General features: G+C 73.6%; 14 protein-coding genes. 3 read left to right on the top strand and 11 right to left on the bottom strand.

Translation table 11 applies throughout. The features are described 5' to 3' along the window. Positions 1-2: 2 nt before the first annotated feature. The 7 genes from ABT238_RS23735 to ABT238_RS23705 all read right to left on the bottom strand — a co-directional run bounded on the left by ABT238_RS23735 (position 3) and on the right by ABT238_RS23705 (position 7945). On the bottom strand, positions 3-647 hold the full coding sequence (locus ABT238_RS23735) for a YceD family protein (RefSeq protein ID WP_350568740.1): 645 nt from the start codon (positions 645-647) through the stop codon (positions 3-5). Between the two features lie 142 nt (positions 648-789). Next, positions 790-1968: a F0F1 ATP synthase subunit B gene (locus ABT238_RS23730; protein WP_350568742.1), complete on the bottom strand. Its 1179-nt coding sequence runs from the start codon at positions 1966-1968 to the stop codon at positions 790-792. Positions 1969-2165: 197 nt separating this feature from the next. After that, complete coding sequence (gene coaD / locus ABT238_RS23725) at positions 2166-2657, bottom strand: pantetheine-phosphate adenylyltransferase (protein ID WP_350568744.1); 492 nt, start codon at positions 2655-2657, stop codon at positions 2166-2168. Between the two features lie 51 nt (positions 2658-2708). Beyond that, on the bottom strand, positions 2709-3296 hold the full coding sequence (rsmD, locus tag ABT238_RS23720; protein WP_350568745.1) for a 16S rRNA (guanine(966)-N(2))-methyltransferase RsmD: 588 nt from the start codon (positions 3294-3296) through the stop codon (positions 2709-2711). 97 nt (positions 3297-3393) lie between these two features. After that, on the bottom strand, positions 3394-3927 hold the full coding sequence (locus ABT238_RS23715; RefSeq protein ID WP_350568746.1) for a hypothetical protein: 534 nt from the start codon (positions 3925-3927) through the stop codon (positions 3394-3396). A 104-nt stretch (positions 3928-4031) separates the two neighbouring features. After that, a complete protein-coding gene (recG, locus tag ABT238_RS23710) occupies positions 4032-6272 on the bottom strand; it encodes an ATP-dependent DNA helicase RecG (RefSeq protein ID WP_350785844.1) in 2241 nt (746 codons plus the stop codon). A gap of 41 nt (positions 6273-6313) precedes the next feature. Next, positions 6314-7945 (bottom strand): DAK2 domain-containing protein, encoded by a 1632-nt coding sequence (locus ABT238_RS23705; RefSeq protein WP_350785825.1) that lies wholly within the window; start codon positions 7943-7945, stop codon positions 6314-6316. A 284-nt stretch (positions 7946-8229) separates the two neighbouring features. Here ABT238_RS23705 and rpmB point away from each other — a divergent pair, with 284 nt between their 5' ends. Beyond that, positions 8230-8415, top strand: a complete 186-nt coding sequence (gene rpmB, locus ABT238_RS23700) for a 50S ribosomal protein L28 (RefSeq protein ID WP_073813963.1) — start codon at positions 8230-8232, stop codon at positions 8413-8415. Positions 8416-8548: 133 nt separating this feature from the next. Here rpmB and thiD read toward each other — a convergent pair whose 3' ends face one another. From thiD to ABT238_RS23685, 3 genes are all read right to left on the bottom strand, one after another. Further along, a complete protein-coding gene (thiD, locus tag ABT238_RS23695; RefSeq protein ID WP_350568750.1) occupies positions 8549-9346 on the bottom strand; it encodes a bifunctional hydroxymethylpyrimidine kinase/phosphomethylpyrimidine kinase in 798 nt (265 codons plus the stop codon). Between the two features lie 17 nt (positions 9347-9363). Continuing rightward, the gene (locus ABT238_RS23690) at positions 9364-10389 is read right to left on the bottom strand and encodes a 6-phosphofructokinase (RefSeq protein WP_350785792.1); all 1026 of its coding nucleotides are present in this window, start codon (positions 10387-10389) and stop codon (positions 9364-9366) included. Between the two features lie 219 nt (positions 10390-10608). Continuing rightward, positions 10609-11574: a thiamine-phosphate kinase gene (locus tag ABT238_RS23685; RefSeq protein ID WP_350568754.1), complete on the bottom strand. Its 966-nt coding sequence runs from the start codon at positions 11572-11574 to the stop codon at positions 10609-10611. Between the two features lie 218 nt (positions 11575-11792). On the opposite strand from ABT238_RS23685, the gene ABT238_RS23680 reads away from it, so the two are divergent. Beyond that, positions 11793-12026, top strand: a complete 234-nt coding sequence (locus ABT238_RS23680) for an Lrp/AsnC family transcriptional regulator (protein ID WP_350568755.1) — start codon at positions 11793-11795, stop codon at positions 12024-12026. 20 nt (positions 12027-12046) lie between these two features. Beyond that, entirely contained in the window at positions 12047-12565 is a 519-nt protein-coding gene (locus ABT238_RS23675; protein WP_350568756.1) for a DUF3515 domain-containing protein, read from the top strand. Positions 12566-12631: 66 nt separating this feature from the next. On the opposite strand, the gene ABT238_RS23670 is transcribed toward ABT238_RS23675, so the two are convergent. After that, on the bottom strand, positions 12632-13774 hold the full coding sequence (locus ABT238_RS23670) for a D-alanine--D-alanine ligase family protein (protein WP_350568757.1): 1143 nt from the start codon (positions 13772-13774) through the stop codon (positions 12632-12634). Between the last annotated feature and the right edge of the window lie 15 nt (positions 13775-13789).

The raw sequence follows: 13789 nt of genomic DNA, 5'->3' as shown, positions 1-13789 counted from the left end.
GGCTACTTCTCCTGGTTCTCGGCGAGACCCTCACGGGTGTCGCTGTACTTGATTCCGTCACCCTCGTCGCCGTGGGCGGCGGAGAGTCCCTGCAGAGCCGCCCACCGGGGGTCGGCGGCATCGTGGTGGTGGGCCGGGTCGTCACTCAGGCGCGCTCCGCACTCGGAGCACAGGCCCAGGCAGTCTTCCTGGCACACCGGCTGCAGCGGCAGTGCGAGCACCACCGCGTCACGCAGCACCGGCTGGAGGTCGAAGTAATCGCCCTCCAGGCGGTAAGTCTCTTCCTCGGAGTCCTCTTCGAGGTCCTCCGCCCCGGCGGTCCGGGCGCGGTGACGCTCGTCGGACTCCGGGTAGTAGTACAGCTCCTGGAAGTCCACGTCGAGGTCGAACTCGACGGGCTCCAGGCACCGGACGCACTCGCCCTCGACCCGGGTCTCGGCGGTGCCGGTGACCAGCACGCCCTCGACCACGGACTCCAGGCGGAGGTCCAGGGTGATCTCGCTCTTCTCCGGGACGCCGATCACGTCGATGATCCCGAGGCCCCCGGGGGCCTCCAGGGTCCGGGACACCTTGCGCAGCGCACCCGGACGACGGCCCAGCTCGTGCGTGTCGAACACGAGGGGGTCGCGGTGGTCGAGGCGGTTCAAAGTGTCCTGACTTCCTGGGGGGGTACCGATGCGCGGCGCTGCTCGTCGGAGGATGCGCGGGCAGACCGACGGCCCGACACGGAGAGGCCGGAGTGGTCAGACTACCCGAGTCTCCCGCCAGGCCCAACTTCGTGCCCGGGCGCTACCGGCCGCCGAGCTCCCGCAGCCGGGTCATGTCGATCATGCTGGTGTCGAAGAAACTGGTCTCGTCCAGCCCGGCCTGGGTCTGCTGCGGCACGGGCGCGGGCGGGTTGGCCGGCTGCTGCGGGTAGCCGTAGCCGCCGCCGTACTGCTGCTGCTCCGGGTAGCCCTGCTGCTGCTGGGGCGGGTAGCCGTAGCCGGCGCCCTGCCCGGCGTCGTACCCGGGCTGCTGCCCCTGCTGCTGGTAGCCGTACTGGCCCCCGTACGGGTCCGCGCTCTGGCCGCCGGCCGGGTCGAAGCCGCCGCCGTACACCTCGGCGTACTGGGCTCCGCCCTGCTGCGCGGCCGCGTACTGGTCCGCGCCGGGCGTCTGCCAGCCGGCCGCGGCCGGGGTCTGCTCCGGCCAGGACTGCTGCTGCGGCACCTCCTCGCGGTACCAGGCCAGCTCGCTGCCGTCCGCGTCGGCGGCGAAGCCGGCCGCGACCGCCTCGGCCCGCTCCTTGGCCTGCTGCGCCTCGTCGGCGGCGGCCAGGTAGGCGCCGAGCTCGTCGATGGGCCGCTTGCCGGTCAGCTTGTCGCGGCCCTTGCCGACCGCCTCCAGGGTCGCGCTGAGCACGTTCTCCAGGGTGGCGAGCTTCACATCGACGTACTCGTCGACCTCGGGGCTGGGGCTGATCCGCTGCGGCTGGAACTCCTCGCCGTCGGTCTCGCCCTCGTACTCGGTCTCGAAGACGCTCGCGTCGCCGCGCAGCTTGGTGCGGCCCCGGCCGACCGCGCCGAGCGTCTTGGTCAGCACGACCTCGAAGTTGGCGAGCTTGCTGTCGACGTAGTCGTCGGCCTCGGCGCGCTTGGTCTCGATCTCGGCACGGGCCTCGGCGAGGATCCGGTCCGCCTCGGCCCGGGCCCGGCGGACCACCTCGGTGTCGGAGATCAGCGAACCGCGCTCGGCGTGCGCGCCCTGGATGATCCGGTCGGCCTCGGCCTGGGCGTCCGCGACCACCGACTCGTGGTCGGCCATCACCGACTGGGCCTGGGCCAGCTCGGCGGGCAGGGACGCCCGGAGCTCCTGGAGCAGTCCGATCAGCTCGGCACGGTTCACCACGCAGGAGGCCGACATGGGCATCGAGCGGGCGTTCTCGACGGCGGCCACGATCTCGTCGACCTTGTTCTGCACGTCCACGGGGCTTCGTCTTTCCGTGTGCCGCCGAGGTCCGGCGGAGGCAGCGCCCGGCGCGGTGGACGTCACCGCAGGGCTGGAATACAGACTGTACGGCCACTGCCGGGCGAGGTCACAACGCCCGGACCCGGCCGTCTTTCCACTCCTCGGGCAAACCGTGACGAACCGGCAGAAACGGACGGCCGGTCACCCCGGGCCGGCTACTGCTGGGCGCGCCGCTCGGCGATCCGCTCGACCAGTCGGCGGTGCGCGACCTCCGGCAGCAGGTGCGAGACGTCGCCGCCGTAGGAGGCGACCTCCTTCACCAGCGTCGAGGAGAGGAAGCTCCAGGTCGGCGAGGTCGGCACGAAGAGCGTCTCGACGCCGGTCAGGCCGTGGTTCATCTGGGCCATCTGCAGCTCGTAGTCGAAGTCGCTGACCGCGCGCAGGCCCTTGATGATCGCCGGGATCTCCCGCTCCCGGCAGAAGTCCACCAGCAGGCCGAGGTGCGACTCGACCACCACGTTGCCGTACTGGGCGGTGGTCTCCTCGATCAGCTCGATCCGCTCCTCGATGCTGAACATGCCCTGCTTGTTCCGGTTGACCAGCACCGCGACGTGCACCACGTCGTACAGCTTCGAGGCCCGCCCGATGATGTCGAGGTGACCGTAGGTGATCGGGTCGAACGACCCGGGGCAGACGGCGCGGCGCATGGCGTGTGTGCTCCCTCGTGGGGTAACGGGAATCCTGCGGGCCCGGGCCCGCTAGGGGTGGTGGCGGGTCTCCGCGGCGGCGCGACCGTACCAGAGCGTGCCCTCGCCGTAGCGGCGGGAGCGCAGCACCTCGAAGCCCTCGGGCCAGCCGAACTCGCCGCCGCGGGTGCTCCGCTCCACGGTGACGAGTGCGTCCTCCGCGAGCCAGCCTCCAGCTGACATTGTGATCAGCATCTCGCGCACCTCGTCGTCGGTGACGACGTACGGCGGGTCGAGGAAGACCAGGTCGTACGGGGCCTGGGGGGCGGGCCCGGCGATCACCTTCTCCGCCCTGGCGGCCTTCACCAGCGCGCCCGGCAGACCGATCGTCCGGACGTTCTCCCGGATCACCCGGGCCGCCTGGGCGTCCGCCTCGACCAGCAGGACGTGCTCGGCGCCGCGCGAGAGCGCCTCCAGGCCGACCGCGCCCGATCCGCCGAACAGGTCCAGCATCCGGGCGCCGTGCAGGGTGGTGCCGCGCAGCGCCTCCAGGGTGGAGAACATCGCCTCACGGGCCTTGTCGGAGGTCGGGCGGGTGCCCCGGCCGGGCGGTACGGCCAGCCGGCGGCCGCCGGCCGCCCCGGCGATCACGCGGGTCATGGTGGTGGGAGGTCCTTTCGTCGCTGCCCGACCACGCTATACGGCCGTGGCCCCCGCCGGTCCGCCCGGCGGGGGCCGCGCTCACGCGGTCGGGTGATCAGCTCGCCTCGGATCCGGCCGCCTGGGGCGGGACGGCCGCGCCCAGCAGCGACGGCGAGGCGTAGCGGGACCAGGAGAGGCAGCCGTCGGGCGGGCAGTACTCGGGGCGGCGCGGGTCGTGGCCGAGCTCGCGCAGCTTGGTGCGGACGGAGTCGGGCGTGCGGCCGAAGCGGGCGGCGATCCGGGCGACGGTCTCGCCCTCGTGGAAGCGCCGCACCAGCTCCTCCTCGTGCTGCGGCACCCAGGGGGCGCCGTGGCCGGGGTAGAGCTCGCGCAGCACGTCGCGGTCGGGGATGGGCTCGGAGACGTCGGCGACGATCGCCAGCGCCCGGAGCGCGCGGTTGAGCGCGATCCGCAGCGAGGCGACGTCCTCCACCGGCAGCCGCAACTTGCCGGAGGCGAGCGGGGCCGCCGCCGCCCCCTCGCGCCAGCCGGTGAGGGTGAGGGTGACCTCGCGGTCGTCGTCGCTGGCGAGTTCGATCCGGAAGACCTTGTCGCCCAGCGGGAGCTCGTTGAGATGACGGAATGCCATGGCTAAACCCCCAAGTGTCGTGTCAGGAGCGCACCTTGGGGGTGCGCCCTGAACACCTTCATTCTCTCCCGGGGGTCTGACAATCGGGCTGTTCCTGCGTGCCCTCAGCCCTTCTCCATGTAGGCCGCGCGGTCCTCGTCGAGCAGGCTCTCCAGCGCGGTGCGCAGGTCCGGGTGGGCCGTGAGGTCCGGGTCCTCCGCGACCAGCCGGGTGGCCTCGGCGCGGGCGGTGACGATGACCTCCTCGTCCTCCAGCACCGAGAGCACCTTGAGCGAGGACTTCACCCCGGACTGCGCCTGGCCCAGCACATCGCCCTCGCGGCGCTGTTCGAGGTCGATCCGGGACAGCTGGAAGCCGTCCAGGGTGCCCGCCACCGCGTCCAGCCGGGCCCGGGCGGCACTGGCCGCCGGCATGTCGGTGACCAGCAGGCAGAGCCCGGGGGCGGAGCCCCGGCCGACCCGGCCGCGCAACTGGTGGAGCTGGGAGACGCCGAACCGGTCCGCGTCCATGATCACCATCGCGGTGGAGTTCGGGACGTTGACGCCGACCTCGATCACCGTGGTGGCGACCAGCACGTCCACCTCGCCGGCCGCGAACCGGCGCATCACCTCGTCCTTCGCCTCCGGCGCGAGGCGCCCGTGCAGGATCTCCACCCGCAGCCCGGCCAGCGGGCCGGCGACCAGCTTCCCGGCGGTCTCCACGACGGACAGCGGGGGCCGCCGGTCGCCCTCGGCAGCGGCGCCCTCGTCCGGCGCGTCGTCGAGCAGCTCCTCCAGGTCCTCGGCGCGGCGCTTCTTCCGCGCGCCCTTGGCGCCCTTCCCCTCGTCCGGCTCCTCGTCGCCGATCCGCGGGCAGACCACGTACGCCTGGTGGCCCTTGGCCACCTCCTCGCGGACCCGTTCCCAGGCGCGGGTCAGGAAGTTGGGCTTCTCGACGGCCGGCACCACGTGGGTGGAGATCGGCGAGCGGCCGGCCGGCAGCTGGTCCAGGACGGAGGTCTGCAGATCCCCGAAGACGGTCATCGCGACGGTGCGCGGGATCGGGGTGGCCGTCATCACCAGCAGGTGCGGCGGCTGCTCGCCCTTGGCGCGCAGCGCGTCCCGCTGCTCGACGCCGAAGCGGTGCTGCTCGTCGACCACCACCAGGCCGAGGTCCTGGAACTGCACCTTGTCCTCGATCAGCGCATGGGTGCCGATCGCGATGCCGGCGTCCCCGCAGGCCATGTCGAGCAGTGCCTGCCGCCGGACCGGGACGCCCATCGACCCGGTGAGCAGCACCACCCGCGTCCCCAGGTCGGACCCGCCGAGCATGCCGCCCTCCGCCAGGTCGCCCATCATCTCGACGATCGACCGGTGGTGCTGCTGGGCGAGCACCTCGGTGGGCGCCAGCAGCACCGCCTGGCCGCCCGCGTCGACCACCGCCAGCATCGCCCGCAGCGCGACGAGGGTCTTGCCGGAGCCGACCTCGCCCTGGAGGAGGCGGTGCATGGGGTGGTCGCTCGCGAGGTCCGCGGCGATCTCGGCGGAGACCTTCCGCTGGCCCTCGGTGAGGGTGAACGGGAGCCGGGCGTCGAAGGCGTCCAGCAGGCCGCCCGGGCGGGCCTCGCGCGGCTTGGCGGGCAGGGCGGAGTCGGCGGCCCGGCGCTGGGCGAGGGCGACCTGCAGGACGAACGCCTCGTCCCAGCGCAGCCGCTCCTGGGCGCGCTCGCGGTCGGCCTGGCCGCGCGGGCGGTGGATCAGTTCGAGCGCCTCGGGCAGCGGGATGAGCCCGTGGCGCTCGCGCAGTTCGGCGGGCAGCGGCTCGCCGACGTCGGACAGGTGCTTGGTGAGCGCCGTCTCCACGCAGAGCGAGAGCTTCCAGCTGGGCATCTGGGCGCTGGCCGGGTAGACCGGGATGAGCCGCCCGGCGAACTGGGCGGCGGCGTTGTCGCCGTCCGTCTCGTCGAGCAGCTGGTAGTCGGGGGAGGCCAGTTGGCGGGTCCGGTTGAACATCCCGACCTTGCCCGCGAACAGGCCCTGCGTCCCCGGCCGCAGCTCCTTCTGCCGCCAGCCCTGGTTGAAGAAGACCAGCGAGAGCCGGCTGCGGCCGTCGGTGACCACCACCTCCAGCCGGTCGCCCTTGCGCCCGCGGAACGGGATCAGGGTGACCTTCTCGATCCGGGCCAGCACGGTGACGTGCTCGTCGATCTCCAGCTCGTCCAGGCTGGTGAGCTGGCCGCGTTCGACGTAGCGGCGCGGATAGTGGTGCAGCAGGTCCCCGACCGTGCGCAGCTTCAGGCTGTCGGCGAGCACCTTGGCGGTCCGGTCGCCGACGAGCTTGGTCAGTGGTTCATCGAGAGCGCCCATCAAGGCCCCTGTTTACACCACCGAACCGACAATCCAGGCGTTCACTCCACGCCGATCAGCAGCGGCGCCGACTCCTGGCCGCCGTGGAAGACCACCGCGTCCACCTCGGGCTGGCTCTGCCGGGCGTGCGCGACGAGGCCCTCGGCGAGGCTCTCCGGGGCGCCCTCCCCGAGGATCAGGGTGACCAGTTCGCCGCCGCCGCCGAGCATCCGGTCCAGCACGCTGCGGCCGACCCCGGCCAGGCCGGTGCCGATCACCGCGACGTCCCCGTCGATCAGGCCGAGCACGTCACCGGCCTGGCAGACCCCGGCCATGGTCCAGGACTCGCCCTCGGCGACGGCCAGTTCGGCGTACCGGGTGGCACCGGCCGCCGAGGTCATGGCGACCACGTCCTCGTCGAAGCGCCGCCCGGCCTCGTGCACGGCGAGCGCGGCCAGGCCCTGCACCGGGGAGCGGGTGGGCAGCACGGCGATCCGCACGCCCTCCTCGCGCAGCTGGTCGGCGGCGGCGCCGGCGGCGGCCCGCAGTTCGGGGTCGTTGAGCAGCAGCACCACCTCGCGGGCGGCGGCCCGGCGCACGGCGGCGGTGAGTTCGGCGCTGGCCGGCGGACGGCCGGGCTCGGCGTGCAGGACGACCGCGCCGGCCTGTTCGCAGAGCTCGGCCAGGCCCTCGCCGGAGACCACCGAGAGCACCGCGCGGGCGGGCCGCTCGGGCTCGCCCCGGTCGGTGGCGGCGCCGGAGCGGGCGGCGGCCTCGGCGAAGTGGGTGATCCGGATCTGGTGCGGGCGCCCGGCCTCGACCCCGGCCTCGACGGCGGCGCCCGCGTCGTCGACGTGGACGTGGACGTTCCACAGCCCGTCGCCGCCGCCGACCACCAGCGAGTCGCCCAGCTCGCCGAGCCGGGTCCGCAGCGCGGGCAGCGCCTCGTCGGGGGCGTCCAGCAGGTAGATCACCTCGAACGCCGGGTGCCCCGGGCCGGGCGGCCGCACGTGCAGCTCGCAGCTCTCCGCCAGCCCGACGTCGCCGCGCAGCGCGACCGGCCCCATCGGCTGGTGGCCGGCCACCGCGTCGGCGAGCGCCCCGAGGACGGCGACCAGGCCGCGGCCGCCGGCGTCCACCACACCGTTCTCGGCGAGCACGGGGAGCTGCTCGGGGGTGTGCCGCAGCGCGTCGCGGGCGGCCCGGTAGGCGGCCTCGGCGACCTGCCCGAGCCCGCCGCCGGCCCGGGCGGCCTCCCGGGCGGCGACCCGGGCGACGGTCAGCAGGGTGCCCTCGACCGGTTCGGCGACGGCCTGGTAGGCGGCGTCGGAGGCCCGCTGGAGGGCGGCCCGCAACTGGTCGGCGCCGCCGCCCTCGGCGAGCTTCTCGGCGGTGCCGCGCAGCCACTGGGCGAGGATCACCCCGGAGTTGCCGCGGGCGCCGACCAGGGCGCCGCGGGCCATCGCCCGGGCGGTCTCGGCCAGGCCGGGCGCCGGCTCCGGGCCCGGGTCGGTGAACCGGCTCTCCACCTCGGCGGCGGCCGACTCCACGGTCAGGTACAGGTTGGTGCCGGTGTCGCCGTCCGGGACCGGGTAGACGTTGAGTGCGTCGATCTCCTCGCGGGCCTGGCCGAGCGCGCGCAGCGCCAGTTGGCACCAGCTGCGCACGGCCGGGGCGTCGAGCGTGTGCAGCACCAGGTCTCCTCCGGAGTGGGACGCCGTGATGGCCTGAGGGTGAACGGCGAGGGGTGGTACCGGCAGGTTATCGGGGGCCGGGAGGGGGCGGCGGACACGGCGGCCGGAGCGATCACCCGGCCGGTCATGGTAGTTTCGTCGAACGGAAGCAAGCGTTGTATGCTCTTCCGGTTGCCTGGAACAGGTTCAGGCTCACCCCTTGGTCCGGTTCGGTTCACGCGAGTGCTCCGCTGGTCTGGCGGGGTTGTCTCACGTAAATGATCTGAAGTCTTGGAGTGACTCCTGTGGCTGCCAACTGCGACGTCTGCGGCAAGGGGCCGGGCTTCGGCAACAGCATCTCCCACTCGCACCGCCGTACCCCCCGTCGCTGGAACCCCAACATCCAGACGGTGCGCGCTGTGGTTGGGCGGACGCCGAAGCGGCTCAACGTCTGCACCTCGTGCATCAAGGCCGGTAAGGTCTCGCGCTGACGCGCAGACCGGCATGCCGGTCCTCCAGTGAGCCGGTTCATCCTCGGGTGAACCGGCTTTCTGTCGTTCCGGCATGTGACCGATCCGATGTGGGCGGGCCCTCGGGCCCGCCCACAGGCGTGTGCGGGGAGCCTCAGCGCCAGCGCCAGGCGTGGTCGACCGGTCCGATGCCGGCGCCGAGCGCGAAGCCGCCGGCGATCGCGCCGGTGATGTACTCCTTCGCCGAGGCCACCGCCTCGGGCAGTTCCTCGCCCTTGGCCAGACCGGCCGCGATCGCGCTGGCCAGGGTGCAGCCGGTGCCGTGGGTGTGCCGGTTGTCGTAGCGCGGCGCCCGGTACCAGTGCTCCTCCCCCGCCCCGCCGTACAGCAGGTCGGCCGCCTCGCCCGCCAGGTGCCCGCCCTTGACCAGCACCCAGCGCGGCCCGAGGTCGAGCAGCGCCTTCGCGGCGTCCAGCATCCGCGTCTCGTCCTCGACCACCCGGCCGGTGAGCTGCGTCACCTCGTGCAGGTTGGGCGTGGCGAGGGTGGCGACCGGCAGCAGCCGCTCCCGGACGGTGGCGACGGCCTCGGCGGCGAGCAGCGCGTCGCCGTGCTTGGAGACGCCGACCGGGTCGACCACGACCGGCGCGTCGATCCCGGCCAGCAGTTCGGAGACCGTCTCGACCAGTTCGGTCGAGGCGAGCATGCCGGTCTTCACGGCCTGGACGCCGATGTCGTCGGCCACGCTGCGGAACTGGGCGCGGACGGCCTCGGCGGGCAGTTCCCAGTAGCCCTGGACGCCGAGCGAGTTCTGCGCGGTGACGGCGGTGATCACGCTCATGCCGTGGACGCCGAGGGCGAGCATCGCCTTGAGGTCGGCCTGGATCCCGGCGCCGCCGCCGGAGTCCGAGCCGGCGACCGTGAGGACGCGGGGGGGTGCGGTGGTGGACATGCCCCCAACCTACGCGGTCACAGCACGGCCTCGGACTCCGCCCAGTGGTCCTCGGGGACGGTCTTGAGCCGGGTCACCGCGTCGGCGATCGGCACCAGCCGGATGTCGTTGCGGCGCAGCGCGGTGAAGTGGCCGAAGGCGCCGCGGTGGACGGCCTCCACGGCGTGCCAGCCGAACCGGGTGGCGAGCACCCGGTCGCGGGCGGTGGGGGTGCCGCCGCGCTGGACGTGGCCGAGGATGACCGGGCGGGCCTCCTTGCCGAGCAGGTTCTCCAGCTCGTGGGCGAGGCGGTTGCCGATCCCGCCGAAGGTCCGGTGCCCGAACCGGTCGACCTCGCCGTGGTCGAAGCGCATGGTGCCGGGCATCGGGGAGGCCCCCTCCGCGACGGCGATGATGGCGAACTTCTTGCCGCGGGCGAACCGGTCCTCGACCATCCGGGCCACCGCCTCGATGTCGAACGGCTTCTCCGGGATCAGGATGCCGTGCGCGCCGCCCGCCATGCCGGCGGTGAGGGTGATCCAGCCGGTGTGGCGTCCCATCAACTCGACGACCATGACGCGCTGGTGCGACTCGGCGGTGGTCTTGAGCCGGTCGATCGCCTCGGTGGCGACGTGCACCGCGGTGTCGAAGCCGAAGGTGACGTCGGTGGCGTCGATGTCGTTGTCGATGGTCTTCGGGACGCCGACCACCGGCAGTCCGGCCTCGCTGAACAACCGGGCGGCGGTCAGGGTGCCCTCGCCGCCGATGGCGATCAGCGCGTCGATGCCGATGTCCCGGGCGAGGGTCTTGGCGTTCTCCACCGCCCACCGGATCCGGTCGCGCTGCACCCGGGCGGAGCCGAGGATGGTGCCGCCGAGGGTCAGCAGGCCGGTGACGTCGTCGTGCGAGACCGGGCGGGTGCGGCCCTCGATCAGGCCCAGGAAGCCGTCCTCGATGCCGACGATCTCGTCGCCGTGCACATCGGTGCCCCGGTGCACCACGGAACGGATCACTGCGTTCAGGCCGGGGCAGTCGCCGCCGCTGGTCAGGACTCCGATTCGCATGGTGGTGGGCTCTCCCGCTCGAAGTGGTTCAGACCACAGTGGTCCAGACCACTCGCGAGAACAGCGGGCGGTCCGGCTGTGGGTCAAGCCTACGCACTCCCCCGCCCCGAGACCGCCCGCACGCCGCGACGCCACCGCGGCGCGCCCCGCCGTACGCCGTCCGGCCGCCCCGCGCCCCGGCCGGGCAACCGTCAACCGCCGCCCGGCGCGGGCCGGTTGTCACTCCGAGAAGTGGTCCCAGCCGCCGACCCGGTCCCAGGCCTCGCCGTCCACCGTCACCCGGCCGCCGCGGGCCGCCCGGGCCCGGCCGACGACCTCGCCCACCACCCGCCAGCGGGCGGGCAGTTGCACCCCGCGCGGGAAGGTCGCGGCGATCGCGTGGTCCTCACCGCCGGACAGCACCCAGACCAGCGGGTCGACCCCGACCGCCTGGCCGATGTCCGCCATCTGCGCGGGCACGTCGAAGTCGGCCGCCCGCAGGTCGATGTCCACCGCGCTGGCCCCGGCCACGTGCCCGAGGTCGGCGACCAGGCCGTCGCTCACGTCGATCATCGAGGTGGCGCCCAGCTCCGACCCGGCCGGTCCCGCGTGGTACGGCGGCTCCGGGCGGCGGTGCGCCTCGACGAAGGCCCGCGGCGAGCGGAAGCCGCGCTGCAGCACCGTCAGTCCGGCCGCGGACCAGCCGAGCCAGCCGGTGACCGCGACCACGTCGCCCACCTGGGCACCGGCGCGCGTCACCGGCGCGCGCCCCTGGAGGTCCCCGAGCGCCGTGATGGCCAGCGTGATGGTGTCCCCGCGCACCACGTCGCCGCCGACCACCGTCGCGCCGGCCACCTGGCACTCGTCGCGCAGCCCGTCCATCAGCTCGGTGGCCCAGGTGGTCGGCAGGTCCGCCGGCGCGACCAGGCCGAGCAGCAGCGCGGTCGGCACCGCGCCCATCGCGGCCACGTCGGCGAGGTTCTGCGCGGCCGCCTTGCGGCCCACGTCGTAGGCGGTGGACCAGTCCCGGCGGAAGTGCCGGTTCTCGATCAGCACGTCCGTGGTGGCCACCACCCGGCCGTCCGGGGCCTTCACCACGGCGGCGTCGTCACCCGGGCCGAGGTCGACCGCGTCGGTGAGCGGTACCCGGGCGGTCAGCTCCCTGATGAGTCCGAACTCGCCGAGCTCGCCCACGGTCCCCTGCATCTGCCGTCCTCTCGGTTGCGCCCGGCCGGGCGCGTACGTCCTGCGGTCACGCCGCCTCCGCGCGCAGCGTACGCCCTCCGAAGGCGCAGGGGTCTCCCCTCCCCGGCCCGCCGGGAGGTAGCGTGGTGATCAGTCTGCCGTGAGCCCGTTCTCCCCACCCGACGCCCGACCGGGCGATCACGGCGGTGATCCCCGTACCCAGCCGCCGGGAGGTCCCCGTGGTACAGGCCTACATCCTGATTCAGACCGAGGTCGGCAAGGCCAGCGCCGTCGCCGATTCCATCGCCAAGATCCCCGGAGTCCTCCAGGCCGAGGACGTCACCGGCCCGTACGACGTGATCGTCCGGGCCGAGGCGGACACCGTGGACGCCCTCGGCCGTCTGGTGGTCGCGAAGGTCCAGCAGGTCGAGGGCATCACCCGCACCCTCACCTGTCCGGTCGTCCACCTGTAAGACGCGCATACCATCGGCGGGTGACCCGAGAACTGCGCGTCCCCCGCTTCCTGGCGGCACTGCCGGCCCCCGTCCGGTGGCTGGCGGTGCCGACCGCGCTCGCCTGCACCGTCGTGGTGCTGCTCGGCAGCTGGAGCGCGCCCGCCGACCCGAAGGTCGAGACGCCCGAGCCGCGCGGCAAGGCCGCCGAGTACTGCCGGGCGCTCGCCGCCGCCCTGCCGGGGGAACTGCTCGGCCATCCGCGCAAGGACCCCTCCCCGGCCTCCCCGTACGTCGCCGCCTGGGCCTCCTCGCCGCGCATCGTGCTGCGCTGCGGCGTGCCGCACCCCGAGGCGCTGGTCGACGAGAAGCAGAAGGAGATCTCGCCGACGGTCAACGAGGTCACCTGGTGGCCGGAGCCGCTCGGCGACGGCGGCTACCGGTTCACCGCCACCCAGCGCGCCGTCTTCGTCGAGGTGACCGTCCCCGGCGGGGCCACCGCCATCCCGCTGGACGCCGCCGCCGCGCTCTCCGACGTGGTCAGGGCCACCATCCCCTGACCGCGGCCCGCACGCGCCGAGGGCGGTCCCGGGCTTCCGGGACCGCCCTCGTCCGTCGTCGCGCGGTCAGCGCAGGCCGGTCGGGCGGCGCAGCGCCGCCTGCAGCAGCCGGTCGATCAGCTCGGGGTACGACAGCCCGGTGGCCTCCCACATCTTCGGGTAGGCCGAGATCGGGGTGAAGCCGGGCATGGTGTTGACCTCGTTGACCATCCAGCCGCCGTCCTCCAGCAGGAAGAAGTCGACCCGGGCCAGGCCCTCACAGCCGAGCGCCTCGAACGCGGCGATCGCCTGCCGGCGGATCTCGGCGGTCTCCTCCGCGGAGAGCTCGGCCGGGATCCGGACCTCGGAGGAGTCGATGTACTTGGCCTCGAAGTCGTAGAACTCGTAGCCGCCGCCGACCAGGATCTCGGCCGGCACGCTGGAGCGCGGGCCGTCCTCGAACTCGAGCACCGCGCACTCGATCTCGCGGCCGGAGACGCCCGCCTCGATGATCAGCTTGGGGTCGTGCCGGCGGGCCTCCTCGATCGCGGCGTCGAGGTCGGAGAGGTCCTTGACCTTGGTGATGCCCATGCTGGAGCCGGCCCGGCAGGGCTTGACGAACAGCGGCAGCCCGAGGCCCGAGGCGCGCTCGCGGACGGCGGCGCGGCCCTCCTCGGTCTCCCACTCGCGCGGCCGGACCACGGTGTACCGCCCGACGCCCAGGCCGTGCGAGGCCAGCAGGCGCTTGGTGAACTCCTTGTCCATGCCGGCCGCGCTGGCGAGCACGCCGTTGCCGACGTAGGGCACGCCGGAGAGCTCCAGCAGACCCTGCAGGGTGCCGTCCTCGCCCCACGGCCCGTGCAGCAGCGGGAAGACCACGTCCACCTCGCCGAGCGCCTTGGGGGCGCTGCCGGGCTCGCTCCAGACCACCTCGCGGCTGCCGGGGCCGACCGGCAGCGCGACCTGGCCCTCGGTGGACTCGGCGACGTGGTCGACGCTCGGCAGCCGGCCGTCGGTGATGGCCATCCGGGCCGGCTCGTCGCTGACCAGCGCCCAGCGGCCCTCCTGGGTGATGCCGATCGGCAGCACCTCGTACTTGTCGCGGTCGATCGCCTTCAGCACGCTGCCCGCGGTCGAGACCGAGATGGCGTGCTCGGAGCTGCGGCCGCCGAACACGACGGCGACCCGCGGCTTCGTGGACGGGTTCTGGGAGGTCTGTTCGATGCTCATATCGCGAGGAAGGGT

The organism is Kitasatospora sp. NPDC001527 (assembly GCF_040298605.1).
In the GTDB taxonomy this organism is placed as follows: domain Bacteria; phylum Actinomycetota; class Actinomycetes; order Streptomycetales; family Streptomycetaceae; genus Kitasatospora.
This window is presented reverse-complemented; position numbering and strand designations above follow the sequence as displayed.